This is a genomic window from Bradyrhizobium sp. CCBAU 45389 (assembly GCF_028128625.1).
GTDB classification, from domain to species: Bacteria; Pseudomonadota; Alphaproteobacteria; order Rhizobiales; family Xanthobacteraceae; genus Bradyrhizobium; species Bradyrhizobium liaoningense_B.
In genome coordinates this window covers 43,129-57,008 of record NZ_LBIY01000075.1, presented here as the reverse complement: position 1 = coordinate 57,008, position 13,880 = coordinate 43,129, and the positions used below count along the sequence as shown (strand labels likewise).

The 13,880-nt window shown below is 65.1% G+C and carries 14 protein-coding genes; 9 read left to right on the top strand and 5 right to left on the bottom strand.

Going from position 1 to position 13,880, the window contains the following annotated elements; genetic code table 11:
• Positions 1–5: 5 nt before the first annotated feature.
• From XH79_RS09685 to XH79_RS09665, 5 genes are read left to right on the top strand one after another with little or no spacing between them, the layout of a single operon-like run.
• Positions 6–863, top strand: a complete 858-nt coding sequence (locus tag XH79_RS09685; protein ID WP_271581531.1) for a branched-chain amino acid ABC transporter permease — start codon at positions 6–8, stop codon at positions 861–863.
• Positions 864–867: 4 nt separating this feature from the next.
• Complete coding sequence (locus XH79_RS09680) at positions 868–2,085, top strand: substrate-binding protein (protein ID WP_212347443.1); 1,218 nt, start codon at positions 868–870, stop codon at positions 2,083–2,085.
• Positions 2,086–2,091: 6 nt separating this feature from the next.
• Positions 2,092–3,183: a branched-chain amino acid ABC transporter permease gene (locus tag XH79_RS09675; RefSeq protein ID WP_271581530.1), complete on the top strand. Its 1,092-nt coding sequence runs from the start codon at positions 2,092–2,094 to the stop codon at positions 3,181–3,183.
• The gene (locus tag XH79_RS09670; protein WP_271581529.1) at positions 3,173–3,904 is read left to right on the top strand and encodes an ABC transporter ATP-binding protein; all 732 of its coding nucleotides are present in this window, start codon (positions 3,173–3,175) and stop codon (positions 3,902–3,904) included. The genes XH79_RS09675 and XH79_RS09670 overlap by 11 nt, the downstream gene beginning before the upstream one ends.
• Entirely contained in the window at positions 3,897–4,592 is a 696-nt protein-coding gene (locus XH79_RS09665; protein WP_271581528.1) for a branched-chain amino acid ABC transporter ATP-binding protein, read from the top strand. The genes XH79_RS09670 and XH79_RS09665 overlap by 8 nt, the downstream gene beginning before the upstream one ends.
• Before the next feature lie 326 nt (positions 4,593–4,918).
• Here the strand turns inward: XH79_RS09665 and XH79_RS09660 are convergent, their stop codons facing one another.
• The 4 genes from XH79_RS09660 to XH79_RS09645 form a co-directional block, all read right to left on the bottom strand.
• Complete coding sequence (locus XH79_RS09660) at positions 4,919–6,442, bottom strand: L,D-transpeptidase family protein (RefSeq protein WP_271581527.1); 1,524 nt, start codon at positions 6,440–6,442, stop codon at positions 4,919–4,921.
• 511 nt (positions 6,443–6,953) lie between these two features.
• Positions 6,954–7,916, bottom strand: coding sequence for an acetyl-CoA carboxylase carboxyltransferase subunit alpha (locus XH79_RS09655; protein WP_271581526.1), 963 nt, complete (start codon positions 7,914–7,916; stop codon positions 6,954–6,956).
• Positions 7,917–8,188: 272 nt separating this feature from the next.
• Positions 8,189–9,148: a site-specific tyrosine recombinase XerD gene (gene xerD, locus XH79_RS09650; RefSeq protein WP_271581525.1), complete on the bottom strand. Its 960-nt coding sequence runs from the start codon at positions 9,146–9,148 to the stop codon at positions 8,189–8,191.
• A 17-nt stretch (positions 9,149–9,165) separates the two neighbouring features.
• Positions 9,166–9,312: a histidine kinase gene (locus XH79_RS09645; RefSeq protein WP_271581524.1), complete on the bottom strand. Its 147-nt coding sequence runs from the start codon at positions 9,310–9,312 to the stop codon at positions 9,166–9,168.
• A gap of 169 nt (positions 9,313–9,481) precedes the next feature.
• On the opposite strand from XH79_RS09645, the gene XH79_RS09640 reads away from it, so the two are divergent.
• From XH79_RS09640 to XH79_RS09630, 3 genes are all read left to right on the top strand, one after another.
• A complete protein-coding gene (locus XH79_RS09640) occupies positions 9,482–10,105 on the top strand; it encodes a shikimate kinase (RefSeq protein ID WP_212347462.1) in 624 nt (207 codons plus the stop codon).
• Complete coding sequence (aroB, locus tag XH79_RS09635; RefSeq protein WP_271581523.1) at positions 10,102–11,250, top strand: 3-dehydroquinate synthase; 1,149 nt, start codon at positions 10,102–10,104, stop codon at positions 11,248–11,250. Before XH79_RS09640 ends, aroB begins: the two co-directional genes overlap by 4 nt.
• A gap of 94 nt (positions 11,251–11,344) precedes the next feature.
• Positions 11,345–12,649 carry an HlyC/CorC family transporter gene (locus XH79_RS09630; RefSeq protein WP_271581522.1) on the top strand — a complete coding sequence of 435 codons (1,305 nt, stop codon included), beginning with the start codon at positions 11,345–11,347 and terminating at the stop codon, positions 12,647–12,649.
• 174 nt (positions 12,650–12,823) lie between these two features.
• On the opposite strand, the gene XH79_RS09625 is transcribed toward XH79_RS09630, so the two are convergent.
• A complete protein-coding gene (locus XH79_RS09625; RefSeq protein WP_433996671.1) occupies positions 12,824–13,093 on the bottom strand; it encodes a BolA family protein in 270 nt (89 codons plus the stop codon).
• A gap of 105 nt (positions 13,094–13,198) precedes the next feature.
• On the opposite strand from XH79_RS09625, the gene XH79_RS09620 reads away from it, so the two are divergent.
• Positions 13,199–13,831 carry a J domain-containing protein gene (locus tag XH79_RS09620; protein WP_018643492.1) on the top strand — a complete coding sequence of 211 codons (633 nt, stop codon included), beginning with the start codon at positions 13,199–13,201 and terminating at the stop codon, positions 13,829–13,831.
• Positions 13,832–13,880 lie beyond the last annotated feature (49 nt).

The window sequence follows — 13,880 nt, the reverse complement described above, 5'->3', positions numbered from 1 at the left end:
ACCGCATGGCTAACGCGTTCGTCGCGGCGTTCGAGATCCTGAGCTTCGGTGCGATCATCGTCCTGATCGTGCTGGGGCTCGGGATCATCGCCAGCATGATGGGCATCTTCAACTTCGCGCAGGGCGAGTTCGTCCTGCTCGGGGCCTACATCACCTATCTCGCCTACGCCAAGGGAATGCCGATCTGGGCCGGCATGGTCGCAGCGCCTTTTCTGGTCGGCGCGCTCGGCTTCGTCTTGGAGGCGTTGATCATTCGCCGCTTCTACGCCGCGCCTATCGTCGCCATGCTCGGCACCTATGCGCTCGGCCTCATCATCCGCGAATCCGTGCGCGGCCTGATCGGCGGCTTCTATCTGACCGTGCCCGAGCCGATCGGCGGCTCCATCGATATCGGCGCCATGCACATCTCGGCCTGGCGCTTCACCATCATCGTCATCACGCTGCTGGTGATGGGCGGCTGCTATCTGCTGCTGTCACGCACCAGTTTTGGCCTCCGCGTACGTGCGACGCTGGAGAACCCATCGCTGGCGCGCGCCTCCGGCATCTCCACGCCGCTGATCTACGGCGCCACGTTTGCGTTCGGTGCCGCGCTCGCCGGCCTTGCCGGCGCGCTGATCGTGCCGGTGTTCAGCCTGTTCGCCGATCTCGGCCTGCGCTTCCTGATCCAGGGCTTTGTCGCGGTGATGGTCGGCGGAGTCGGCTCCTTCATCGGGCCGGTCGCGGGCGCCGGCGTCATCGGCACGCTGAGTGCCGCGCTGCCATGGGTGATGGCGCCCGTCGTCGCCGACGTCCTCGTCTTCGTGCTCGCCATTGTCTTCATCAAATTCCGCCCGCAGGGCCTCATCGCTGGAAAAGGGGTTTAGTCACATGTTCGATCGTCCTGAGCTTTCACGCCGCCGCTTCCTCTCCAATTTTGCCTTCGCGACCGGCGCCGTCGCGACCGGTGTCGGTAGCTGGGTGATCCCGGCCGATTGGGCCAACGCGGCGGAAGGCCCGATCAAGGTCGGCATCGCCACCGACCTCACCGGTCCGATCGCCTATGCCGGCAATGCCGACGCCAATGTCGCCAAGATGGTGATCAAGGAGATCAACAATGCCGGCGGCCTGCTTGGCCGTCCGCTCGAGCTCTACATCGAGGATACCGCGTCGAACGAATCCGTCGCCGTCGGCAACGTGCGGAAACTGATCCAGCGCGACAAGGTCGACATGGTGCTCGGCGGCATTACCTCCTCGATGCGCAACGCGATCAAGGATCCGATCGTCGCGCGCGGCAAGACGCTCTACATCTATCCGCAGCTCTACGAGGGCAAGGAGTGCACGCCCTATCTGTTCTGCACCGGCCCGACGCCGGCCCAGCAGTGCGACGAATTCATTCCCTGGTTGATCAAGAACGGCGGCAAGAAGTTCGCGCTGCCGAGCGCCAATTACGTCTGGCCGCACACGCTCAACGTCTATGCCCGCAAGGTGATCGAATCCAATGGCGGTGAGGTCGTGTTTGAGGAATACTACCCGCTCGACCAGGTCGACTTCTCCTCGACCGTCAACCGCATCATCTCCAACAAGGTCGATGTCGTCTTCAATACCGTCATTCCGCCGGGCGTCGGCCCGTTCTTCAAGCAGCTCTATGAAGCCGGCTTCCTCAAGAACGGCGGGCGTCTCGCCTGCGTCTACTACGACGAGAACACGCTCAACATCAATCAGGCCGCCGAGATCGAGGGTCTTGCGAGCTGCCTCGACTATTTCAAGGTGCTGACCAAGGAGAACCCGTTCGACGCCAAGATTCAGGCGGCCTACGAGAAGGACTTTCCGGGCAACTTCCTGTTCGCCGCCGGCAGTGCCGCGACCGGCACCTATCGCGGCCTGAAGCTGTGGGAAGCGGCGGTCAAGGAAGCCGGCAAGATCGATCGCGAATCGGTCGCTGCTGCGCTCGACCATGCCAAGATCGCCGAGGGTCCCGGGGGACCTGCCGAGATGGTGCCGGGCAAGCGGCACTGCAAGATGAAGATGTACACCGCGGTCGCCAAGGGCGGGAACTACGAGATCGTCGCGCGCAGCAACGGTCTCGTCGATCCCAAGGAATGCTGAGGCAGAATGCCGAAAGCGATGGGCGCAGTGAAGCAGGCGGTCCCCGCCGAGATCGGCGGGGAGACGCAGGCTGCCATGGCTGGCAGCCGAACGGCGGCAAGAGTCGTCGCGGTACGAAAAGTCCTGCCGATCGTGGAGGGCGTCGTACTGGTCGCGGCGCTGCTCGCGCCGCTGGTGCTGCAGGACTATCTCACCGTGTTCGCGACGCGCGTGATCATCCTCGCGCTGTTCGCGCTGTCGTTCGACCTGGTCTGGGGCTATGCCGGCATCATGAGCTTTGGCCAGGCCCTGTTCTTCGGCTCGGCCGGCTATGGCGTCGCGCTGCTCGCACGCGATCTCGACATCACCAACATCTTCCTGGTGTTGCCGGTGGGCACGCTGATCGGTCTCACCTTCGCGCTCTTGCTCGGCGGCTTCCTGCTGCTGGGCCGGCATCCCTCCAGCGTGATCTTCGTCTCGCTGGGCACGCTCACCGGCTCCTACGCTGCCGACCGCCTCGCGCGCGGCTGGTACTATCTCGGCGGCCAGAACGGCATTCCCTCGATCGCACCGATGTCGCTCGGCGGCTACGAGTTCTCGGAAGGGCCGGCCTTCTATTATCTCGTGCTCGGCATCCTCGTCGTCGTCTACCTGCTTTGCCGCTTCCTGGTGCGCTCGCAGTTCGGGCTTGCGCTCGCGGGCCTGCGCGAAAACGAGCAGCGCATCGCTTTCTTCGGCTACAAGGCGCAGCACCTGAAGGCGATCATCTTCGCCATCGGCGGCGCCATCGCCGGTCTTGCCGGCAGTCTCTATGCCTTCCACGAAGGCTTCGTCTGGCCCAACATGGTCGGGGTCGTCGTCTCGACCCAGGTCGTGCTCTACGTGCTGTTCGGCGGCTCCGGCACGCTGATCGGCGCCGTCATTGGCACCGTGATCGTCGAAGGCGTCAGTTTCTGGCTCTCGGACAATTACCGCGACATCTGGCCGATCATTCTGGGATTGCTGCTGCTGCTCGTGATCCTGTTCCGGCCGCTCGGCCTGATCAGTTTTGTCTTGGGCGAGCGCGAACGGGTCGGCAGCTTCGGTGCCAGGATCAAGGAGAAGCGCAATGCTCCTTGAAGCGGCCGGCATCAAGAAGGTCTTCGGCAAGCTCACCGCGCTCGACGGCGCCGCACTCACCGTCGGCGAGAACGAGTTTCACGGCCTGATCGGTCCGAACGGCTCCGGCAAGAGCACGCTGATGAAGTGCATTGCCGGCGCCGAAGTGCCGACGCAGGGAAAAGTCTCCTTCGTCAACACCGACATCACCGCGTTCACGCCGACCGAGCGTGCGCGCGCCGGCATGAGCCTGAAATTCCAGATCACCAGCGTGCTGCCGTCGCTGACGCTCTACGACAACATCCTGCTCGCGCTCCAGGCGCAGTCCTCGCTGTTCGACCTCGTGTTCTCGCGCACGCGCGGTGCGCTGCACGATCAGGTCATGACCATGCTGACGCAGTTCCGGCTCGCTGATCGCGCCTTCGATGCGGCTGCAGCCCTGTCGCACGGCCAGCAGCAATGGCTGGAGATCGCCATGGCGCTGGCCGGCAAGCCAAAGCTCCTGCTGCTCGACGAGCCCACGGGCGGCATGAGCCTGGAGGAACGCCGCGTCACCGGCGAATTGCTGCAGCCGATCAAGGAACATTGCTCGCTCGTCATCGTCGAGCACGACCTCGATTTCATCCGCGACATCTGCGATCGACTCACCGTGCTCGACCAGGGCAAGGTGCTGGCATCGGGCACGGTGTCCGAGATCCAGGCCAACAAATCCGTCCAGGAGATCTATCTGCGCCGTGCCTGAATTTTTGGACATCAAGCATCTCGACGCCGGCTATGGCCGCAGCCAGGTCCTGTTCGACGTCACCCTGGGCATTCCCTGGCGCGGCGGTGTCGCCGTGCTCGGACGCAACGGCGCCGGCAAGACCACGCTGATGAAGACCATCGTCGGCGAGCTGCCGGCGTGGAAGGGCGAGGTCGCCTTCGACGGCCGCGACATCAGCCGCCGCGCCACCCAGGAGCGTGTCCGCGCCGGCATCGGCTATGTGCCGCAGGAGCATTCGGTGTTCGCGCGCCTGTCGGTGCGCGACAATCTCGCGGTCGGCTCGCTTGCGAGCAAGGACGCCTCTGCCGTCGACCGCGTGCTGACCATCTTCCCAAAACTCGGCCAGCGCCTCGACCAGCCCGCCGGCACCCTCTCCGGCGGCGAGCGCAAGATGCTCGCCATCGGCCGCGCCATGTTAGGTGATCCAAAATTGCTGTTGCTGGACGAGCCGACCGAAGGCGTCTGGATCGGCGTCATCGAGGAGATCACCGAACGCCTGATCGAGCTCGCGAAAGACATCGCCGTCATCATCGTCGAGCAGCACCTCGATCTGGCCCTGCGCGTCGCCGACTACGCCTATGTGCTGGACCGTGGACGAGTCGCGTTACAAGGGCAGGCGGGCGAGGTGAGGGGCAATCCGGAGCTGATGCGGTATCTGGCGCCGTAGTGAACCATTTGCCTCTTGCTTGTGAGTGAGGCGCAGCCTTCTCGCCCCATCTCAACTGCCGTAGCCCGCATGAGCGAAGCGACATGCGGGGACCGTCGGCGACATTCCCGGATGTCGCTGCGCTCATCCGGGCTACGCGCAGCCAATTCCGTCATCCTGAGGTGCGAGCCGAGCGACGCAACGCGGCGCGCGGGGAGCCTCGAAGGATGAACGGCCGGGATGCAGCCGGGCCGTCGCCCTTCGAGGGCCGCTAAGAAGCGGCCACCTCAGGATGACGGGGAAATATTGTCGATTGAAGAAGCGCCGAAACGAAAGCGGGGAAGCTCTTACTTCACCGCCCCAAAGCGGCTGTCGAACGAGTTTGACTGCACCACCGGTGCGGCTCCCATGATCTGCGTCGCTTCACCCGCGCCATCGCTCACCGACGGCTTTAACGCGGGGCGGGTCTGGGCGAGGCGCGTGTCGGGCTGCGGCTTCGGCGGCTCTGCCGGCTTGGCGGCGGCCACCGTCGGCTTCGGCGCGTCCTTTGCGGCGTCCTTGGACTTGTCATGCCCCGGCACGAAGCGCGTCACTGCGGCTTTCAGGCGGGACGCTGCGGTCGGCGGCGTCGCGGAGGTCGTGGCCGGCGCAACCGATGCGGTGGCTTGCGGCGGAGGCGTCGTCGTCGCCGTGGTGTCGGCGGTGCCGAGGCCCATCTTGCGGCCGAGGTTGGAGAAGAAGCCGCCGCCTTGCGATTTCTCGGCGGGCTGAGCCGCGGCGACGCGGGTGTTGGTCGTGGGCGCGCTGACGGCGACGACGGGCTCTTCCTGCGGCGCAGGCGCGACCGCGGCGGCGTCGAGGTTCGGCTTGGGCGGATTGACGTGTCCGGGGATCGTGCCCGGCGCCTTCGCCATCGCCAGCATCTGCAGCGTGGTGCCTTCGGCGCCTTCCGACAGGCCGGTCGAGCCTTCCGGAATCTTGGCGGCGAAGATCTTGTTCATGCCGCCGTCGATGCCGGTGTTCATGCGCGCCATCGGCGTGCCCTTGGCAACGAGCCTTGCGTATTCGGCTTCGTCCTTCGCCTGCTTCTCGCGCACGGCGCTGGCGACGTCCTCGGGGATCACATAGGCCGGGCACTTGGCCGAAGCGTCGAACACCGGATCGCGCTTGGCGTCGGCCGGCTTCGTTGCGTCGAAGACGTACTTCTTCTCGCAGAAATCGACCCTCGGCTCCTGCCGCGTCACCTCGAAATGATCGTAGCCTTCCTTGATCATCTTCCAGAAGGCCATGTTCGGATTGTTCCGGTGCTTGGCCATGTTCACCGGCGTCATCTTGAACGGATAGGCCTGCAGCTGGAACGCCTTCTGGCCGCCGAAGAAGGATTCGCGCCCGAGCGAATAGATCTCCGCGATCTGCTCGTCCGTCATCGCGTAGCAGCCGCGCGAAGAACAGTCGCCGTGCACCATCAGCTGCGAGCCGGTGCGACCCAGCGCCTTGTCGAACGCGTTCGGATAGCCCGTGTTGAAGGAGAGGTAATAGGCCGACTGCGGATTCATCTGGCCCGGATTGATCGAGTAGAATCCTTCCGGCGCCTGGCGGTCGCCTTCGCGCACCTTGGGGCCGAGGTCGCCGGACCAGCGGCAGATCGGATAGGTCTTGAGCAGCGCGAACTGGCCGTTGCGGGTCTGCTTCCAGACCTCGAGCTCGGCCTCCTGCTTGAACAGGCGCACCAGGATCGGCGATTGCAGATCCATGTTCTTCTCGACCATCGCGGCGAGAAGTTTTGGCGGCACCGGCTGGTTGGCCTTGGCGTTGGTCGCGAGCGAGACCTGGTCGGTGTCGCAGCCGGCCAGCAGGACGCCGGCCGTCATCAGCGCAACCGAAGCCAAGAGCGCGCGAGCAAGCGAACGAGAAATCAAGATGGACCCCACACCGTGCCGGGCAGAGAGCGCGAACCCCAATTCTTTTGGAGCATGATCCGACCGGAAAACCACCCGCCGTGACGGGCTCGTTCAGACCACGCTCCAGCGCTTATGCCCTGAAGCCATTGATTAAAATTCTAACCTCTGGGTCATGTGGTCGCAACCCGAGCGGGGATCACGAGGGCGTTGGCCCAAAGGTGTGGTCAACAGAGACTTAAACTGGGCGTAACTTGGAACTGGGCCGGAACTTGGGCCTTGCGGCCAAACCGCCACTGAGATCGCCGATTTGGGCAAAAAAAGGGTTAACGCGGCGTTACCGGGTGTGGGTGGGGCTGCCCGAAAGGTCTCGTAGGGTGGGCAAAGGCGCGAAGCGCCGTGCCCACCATCTGGCTACCCGTACGGCTCGGAATGGTGGGCACGCTTCGCTTTGCCCACCCTACGAAACCGGAATCGAGGCGAATCAGCTCAGTTTCCGGCCGATATCGAGGAATTTCTGCCGCCGCTGCTTGCGGATGGCGTCGCCGTCGAGGCCCTGGAGCTCCTCGAAAGCCTTGGCGATGGCCTCGCCTGTGGTGGCGATCATGGCGGCGGGGTCGCGGTGGGCGCCGCCGACCGGCTCCTTCAGGATCTGGTCGATCACCCCGAAGCGGAGCATGTCCTGGGCGGTGATCTTCATGTTGTTGGCGGCTTCCTGCGCCTTGGTGCCGTCGCGCCAGAGGATGGAGGACGCCGCCTCCGGCGAGATCACGCTGTAGATGGCGTGCTCCAGCATCAGGACCTTGTTGGCGGTGGTGATCGCGATGGCGCCGCCCGACATGCCCTCGCCGGTGATGATGGCGACGTTCGGCACGGTCAGCGCGAGACACGCATCGGTCGAGCGCGCGATGGCTTCCGCCTGGCCGCGCTCCTCGGCGCCGATGCCGGGATAGGCGCCGGCGGAATCGGCGAGCGACAGCACCGGCAGGCCGAACCGCTCGGCCATCTCCATCAGCCGAACGCATTTGCGATAGCCTTCGGGGCGCGCCATGCCGAAATTGTGCCGGATGCGGCTCTCGGTGGAATCGCCCTTCTCCTGGCCCATCACGCAGATCGGCTCGCCGCGGAAGCGGCCGAAGCCTGCGACCAGCGCCTCGTCCTCGCCGAACTTGCGGTCGCCGGCGAGCGGGGTGAATTCGGTGATCAGCCCCTTGATGAAATCGTTGAAATGCGGCCGCTGCGGATGCCGCGCCACCAGCGTCTTCTGCCACGGCGTCAGGTTCGTATAGAGGTCGGCCAGCGCCTGCGCCGCCTTGTCCTCGATCCGGCCGACCTCGTCGCTGATGTCGGTGCCGGTGGCGGCGAGTGCGCGCAATTCGTCGACCTTGGAGTCGAGCTCGGCGACGGGCTTTTCGAAGTCGAGATAGCTGCGCATCTGGTCTTGCATCAACTCAGTATAGGGGGACGGGGCGAAAGAAGCGAAGCGAGGTTGGGTCACGGAAAGAAGTGTAGCTTCTTCAACGAGTTGGCTTGTGCGCTGGTGGCAGGGAGCCAAATCAGTCGTGAGGCCCCGGCTCTTTCTGCGGAGATGTGGCCGAAGTCAAGGCGGTTTCATGGGTTGCCCGTAGCCCGGATGAGCGAAGCGCAATCCGGGAAGGTCTGTCCGCGAGGAGGGCGGCCCCGGATTACGCTGCGCTCCATCCGGGCTACGGGCAGTAACTACTTCTCCGCCAGCGGGTGCAGGTCGCGCACCAGGCTCTTGAGGCGCTCCTCGACCACATGGGTGTAGATCTGCGTCGTGGAGATGTCGGTATGGCCGAGCAGGGTCTGCACGATGCGCAAGTCCGCGCCGTTGTGCAGCAGGTGGCTGGCGAAGGCATGGCGCAGCACGTGCGGGGAGACCAGCCGGGCCTGCAGGCCGGAGGCGACCGCGAGCTCCTTCAAGTCGCGGGCAAAGTGCTGCCGCGTCAGATGTCCGCTCTCGCCGAAGGAGGGGAACAGCCATTTCGAGGTCGCGAGACCGTCTTTCTTTTTCTCCGTCTTCGCGGCCTCCGTCGCGGCGAGGTAATCCGCCATCGCCTGGCGCGAGGCCTCGTTGAGCGGCACCAGGCGCTCCTTGTTGCCCTTGCCGCGCACCACGATCATGCGCGCATCGCGCTTGGCCGCCGAGCGCGGCAGCGCCACCAGTTCGGAGACGCGCAGGCCCGTGGCGTAGAGCACCTCGAGCAGGCAGTAGAGCCTTAGAGAGCGCAGCCGCTTCGACGGCGAGGCATCCTCCGCCTCGCTCAATTCCTTGGCGCGGCGGAGCATGCGGTCGACATCCGCGATCGACAGCACCTTTGGCAGACCGCGGCCACGCTTCGGGCCTGATAGTATCGCTGCGGGATCGTCACCGCGAATGCGCTCGCTCAGCAGGAAGCGGTAGAGGTGCCGCATCGCCGACAGCCGCCGCGCGACGCTGGTGGATTTGAAGCCGCGCATGTCGAGGTCGGCGAGATAGTCGCGCAGCGTCTGCGTTTCCGCGTCCGCAAATGTATGGCCGCCCCGGCCGAGAAATTCCGAGAAATCGGTGAGGTCGCGGCGGTAGGCGTCGAGCGTATTGGGGCCGGCGCCCTGTTCCGCCGCGAGCATGTCGAGGAACAGGCCGGTGAGCTTGGTATCGGAGGGCTTTGCAGGCATGCCCCGGAGCCTAGCTGCTATTTCTTGAGAAACTTATCCGGCGGGATCGTCACCGTCATGTCCCGCGGCTTCGGGTTCACGAAGTTCGCCAGCGCGAACACCACGCCATAGACGATGCCGGCGATCACGGCGACGACCGTCAGGAAGCGGAACAGGCTGGGCATCGTGCAAAGGTTCCTGAGGTCCAGGCGGGCGAATTAACCAATGAAATCATCCAACATGTTCGCCGTTTCGTGGCAAGAGTCCTCTGGCGAGGGCCCCTGCGGGGTCGTATAGGTGGCCAAACCCTGCCGCCTTTGGCGGCAGATCGAGCGAGATTTAGAGCTGAGATTTATGTCCGACGCCGCGTTGCCGATTCCCGCTTCGCCTGAGGCCGACATCCTGTCGGCCCTGGGTGCGCGCTCGATCGTGCTCGTCGGCATGATGGGGGTGGGCAAATCCACCATCGGCCGCCGCATGGCGGCGCGGCTCAAGCTGCCCTTCGTCGACGCCGACACCGAGATCGAGGCGGCGGCCGGCATGACCATACCGGAGATCTTCGAGCGCCATGGCGAGGTGCATTTCCGCGACGGCGAGGCCCGGGTGATCGCGCGCCTGCTCGAGGGCGGCCCGGTGGTGCTGGCGACCGGCGGCGGCGCCTTCATGCGCGAGGAGACGCGGACCCGCATCGCCGCCAAGGCGGTCTCGATCTGGCTCAGGGCGGACCACGACGTCATCATGCGCCGCGTCCGTCGCCGTGCCGACCGTCCGCTGCTCCAGACCGCCGACCCCGAGGGGACCGTGACGCGCCTCCTGACCGAGCGCGAGCCGATCTATGGCAAGGCCGACCTCACGATCGCCTCGCGCGACGTGCCGCATGACAAGATCGTCGAGGAGTGCATCGAGACGCTGCGCGCCCATCTCTGCGGCGAACAGTCCGCCCCACCACCTGCCGATGTTGCGAGTGCCGCACGATGACCGCGCCGTTGAAACATTCCGATCCCGTCAACGTCGACGTCGCGCTCGGCGACCGCGCCTATGACATCGTCATCGGCCGCGGCGTGCTGGCTTCGCTCGGCGAACGGGTCGCCGCGCTGCGGCCCGGCGTCCGCACGGCCATCGTGACGGACCGAACGGTGTCAAAGCACTGGCTCGAGCCGACCGAAGCATCTCTTGCGGCCGCCGGCATTCCGACCTCGCGCATCGTCGTCGAGGAAGGCGAGATCTCCAAGACCTATGCCGGCCTCGAAAAGGTCAGCGAAGCCCTGATCGCCGCGAAGATCGAGCGCAACGATCTCGTCATCGCGCTCGGCGGAGGCGTGGTCGGCGATCTCGCCGGCTTTGCCGCGGCGATCCTGCGCCGCGGCGTCGATTTCGTGCAGGTGCCGACCTCGCTGCTGGCGCAGGTCGATTCCTCCGTCGGCGGCAAGACCGGCATCAACTCGCCGCAGGGCAAGAATCTGCTTGGCGCCTTCCATCAGCCGGTGCTGGTCATCGCCGACACCGCCGTGCTCGACACGCTGTCACCGCGCCAGTTCCGCGCCGGCTATGCCGAGGTCGCCAAATACGGCGTGCTCGGCGACGAGGCCTTCTTCAGCTGGCTGGAAAAGAACCATTCCGACATCTTCACGGGCGGATCGGCGCGCGAGCATGCGATCGCGACCTCCTGCCGCGCCAAGGCCGGCGTTGTCTCGCGCGACGAGCGCGAGACCGGCGAGCGCGCGCTGCTCAATCTCGGTCACACTTTCGGTCACGCGCTGGAAGCTGCGACCGGTTTCTCCGACCGCCTCTTCCATGGCGAGGGCGTCGCCATCGGCATGACGCTCGCGGCGCAGTTCTCGGCCAAGCTCGGCATGATCGGCGAGGCGGACGCAGCGCGCGTCGAGCGCCATCTCATCGAGGCGGGCCTGCCGACGCGCTTGCAGGACATCGCGGGCTTTGCGCAGGAGGGGCTTGCGGACGCCGACGCGCTGATGGCGCTGATGGCGCAGGACAAGAAGGTCAAGCGCGGCAAGCTCACCTTCATCCTGCTGGAGGCCGTGGGCCGCGCGGTGATCGCGAAGGACGTCGAGCCGGCGCCGGTGCGCGATTTCCTCAAAGAGAAGCTCGCGCAGAAGGCCTGATGCGCGGCTGAGCTTTATTTCGCTAAAGCGTTTTCCAGCGAAGGGGATACCGGTTCGCGCCAGGAAAACGCGTCAGACGTAACTAGAGTGGTGCATGGACTGGCTCGGATTCACCATCGTCGTCCTCTGCCTGCTGGTCTCGGCGTTCTTCGCCGCGAGCGAGACCGCGCTGACCGGCGCCTCGCGCGCCAGCATGCTGCGGCTGTCGAAACAAGGTCATCACGAGGCCGATGTCGTCTCCCAGCTGCTCGACATGCGCGAGCGGCTGATCGGCGCGCTGCTGCTCGGTAACAACATCGCCAATATCGGGGCGTCCGCGCTTGCCACCGGCATCTTCACGTCCTGGTTCGGCGATGTCGGCGTGCTCTATGCGACCGGCGTGATGACCGCGCTGGTCGTGATCTTCGCGGAAGTCCTGCCAAAAACCATCGCCATCAACGCGCCCGACCGCGTCGCGCTCGCCGTGGCGCGGCCGATGCGGCTGACGATGTATGTGCTCGGGCCGTTGTTGACGGTCGTCGAAGTCATCGTGCGCCTGCTGATGCGCCTGTTCGGCCTTGCCGGCGAGCACCAGGCAATCCTGTCGCCGACCGAGCGCCTGCGCGGCGCGGTGGACCTCCTGCACCACGAGGGCAAGGTCGAGAAGCAGGACCGCGACATGCTCGGCGGTCTGCTGGACTTGCGCGAGCTCCAGGTTTCCGACGTTATGATCCATCGCACCGAGATGATGATGATCAACGCCGACATGCCGCCGGACGATCTGGTGCGCGAGGTGCTGGCGACCGAATACACCCGCATTCCGCTCTGGCGCGAGAAGCCGGAAAACATCATCGGCGTGCTGCACGCCAAGGATCTGTTGCGCGCGATCCGCGCCTCCGACGGCGACACCTCGCGCATCGACGTCTCCACCATCGCGCTGCCGCCCTGGTTCGTGCCGGAGATGCGGCCGCTCGCCGAGCAGCTCAAGGCGTTCCGGCGCCGAAAGACCCATTTCGCGCTCGTCGTAGATGAGTACGGCGAAGTTGAAGGTCTCGTGACGCTGGAAGACATTCTGGAAGAGATCGTCGGCGACATCTCCGACGAGCACGACGTCGTGGTCGCCGGTGTGCGCGCCCAGCCGGACGGCTCGGTCGTTGTCGACGGCTCGGTGCCGATCCGCGACCTCAACCGCGCCATGGACTGGCACCTGCCCGATGAGGAGGCAACCACGGTCGCCGGACTCGTCATTCACGAGGCGCGCTCGATCCCCGACCGCGGCCAGAGTTTCACCTTCCACGGCTTCCGCTTCCGCGTCCTCCGCCGCGAACGCAACCGCATCACCGCGCTCCGTATTTCACCGGTGCCGCGCGAGGCGGAGCTGGAAGAACCCAGGCCGAGAAGGGCCGGAACGTCGTTTTGATTTCTCTTACCCTCCCCTGGAGGGGGAGGTCGATCGCGCGAAGCGCGAGCGGGGTGGGGTGATCTCTCCACACGGGAAGTGCTCAGCGCGGATAGACCGTCACCCCACCCCGCTACGCATTGCGCTGCGCTTCATGCGTAGCGACCCGCCCCCTCCAGGGGAGGGTGAAGAGCTTCAACCTTCCCCCGGCGCCTGCGCGTGGATCGCGAGCGCATGCACGCTGCCGGAAAGTTCCGCGGCCAGCGCCGAATTTATCATGCGATGGCGCTCGACCCGGGTCTTCCCTTTGAAGGCATCAGACACGATATAAACCCGAAAGTGCGTCTCGCCGCTCGGTCGATGACCGGCGTGGCCCTCATGCAAATGTGACTCGTCGACGACTTTGAGGCTTTCCGGGGTGAAAGCTTCCTGCAACTTGTTGCTGATAGTATCTTTCATAACCATGAGCGCCATTAAAGCGCGTCATCGTGCCCCGTCAATCTCCGGGGTGTCATGCTAATTGCAATGTCAAGACTTGAAGGTTTTTGCATTGCGTAGTCAAAGTCAGCCATGCCGATCGATTCATCAAAGTTCTTCGACTCCATCCGCGTGAAGCCGCGAGGCAAGCAGCCGGAAGTGAAGCCGCGCGACACCGTGGTCAACTGCGAGTGGGCGGGCTGTGCGAACAAGGGCGCGCATCGCGCGCCGAAGGGCCGCGAGAACCAGCGCGAGTACTGGCACTTCTGCCTCGACCATGTGCGCGAGTACAACCAGAACTACAATTTCTTCTCCGGCATGAATGCCGACGCCGTCGCGCGCTACCAGAAGGACGCGCTGACCGGCCACCGCCCGACCTGGAAGATGGGCGCCAATGGCGGCAAGAAGGGTGCGGAAGCCGAAATCGACATGGCGTCCGATCCGTTCAGCATGTTCTCGGAGATCAACGGCCGTGCCAACTGGCGCAAGGGCCCGGATGCCCAGCCCAAGGCCGAGACGCGCAAGGTGATGAACGCCGAGCGCAAGGCGCTCCAGGTCATGGGCCTCGGCCCCGACGCCACGCTCGCCGACGTCAAGAGCAAGTACAAGGCGCTGGTCAAGCAGCACCACCCCGACGCCAACGGCGGCGACCGCTCCACCGAGGATCGCCTGATCGAGATCATCAAGGCGTATAATTATCTGAAGACGGTGGTGCGGGAGGCCTGAGGTCTCCTTCGGCATTCTCTGGTGTCGTCCCGGACAAGCGCAGTATCGT

Bases quoted from the DNA above. Each gene is read 5' to 3' on its own strand.
- XH79_RS09685 (WP_271581531.1), top strand. From the start codon at position 6: ATGGCTAACGCGTTCGTCGCGGCGTTCGAGATCCTGAGCTTCGGTGCG.
- XH79_RS09680 (WP_212347443.1), top strand. From the start codon at position 868: ATGTTCGATCGTCCTGAGCTTTCACGCCGCCGCTTCCTCTCCAATTTT.
- XH79_RS09675 (WP_271581530.1), top strand. From the start codon at position 2,092: ATGCCGAAAGCGATGGGCGCAGTGAAGCAGGCGGTCCCCGCCGAGATC.
- XH79_RS09670 (WP_271581529.1), top strand. From the start codon at position 3,173: ATGCTCCTTGAAGCGGCCGGCATCAAGAAGGTCTTCGGCAAGCTCACC.
- XH79_RS09660 (WP_271581527.1), bottom strand. From the start codon at position 6,442: ATGACGGCCGGCGTCCTGCTGGCCGGCTGCGACACCGACCAGGTCTCG.
- XH79_RS09655 (WP_271581526.1), bottom strand. From the start codon at position 7,916: ATGCAAGACCAGATGCGCAGCTATCTCGACTTCGAAAAGCCCGTCGCC.
- xerD (WP_271581525.1), bottom strand. From the start codon at position 9,148: ATGCCTGCAAAGCCCTCCGATACCAAGCTCACCGGCCTGTTCCTCGAC.
- XH79_RS09645 (WP_271581524.1), bottom strand. From the start codon at position 9,312: ATGCCCAGCCTGTTCCGCTTCCTGACGGTCGTCGCCGTGATCGCCGGC.
- XH79_RS09640 (WP_212347462.1), top strand. From the start codon at position 9,482: ATGTCCGACGCCGCGTTGCCGATTCCCGCTTCGCCTGAGGCCGACATC.
- aroB (WP_271581523.1), top strand. From the start codon at position 10,102: ATGACCGCGCCGTTGAAACATTCCGATCCCGTCAACGTCGACGTCGCG.
- XH79_RS09630 (WP_271581522.1), top strand. From the start codon at position 11,345: ATGGACTGGCTCGGATTCACCATCGTCGTCCTCTGCCTGCTGGTCTCG.
- XH79_RS09625 (WP_433996671.1), bottom strand. From the start codon at position 13,093: ATGGTTATGAAAGATACTATCAGCAACAAGTTGCAGGAAGCTTTCACC.
- XH79_RS09620 (WP_018643492.1), top strand. From the start codon at position 13,199: ATGCCGATCGATTCATCAAAGTTCTTCGACTCCATCCGCGTGAAGCCG.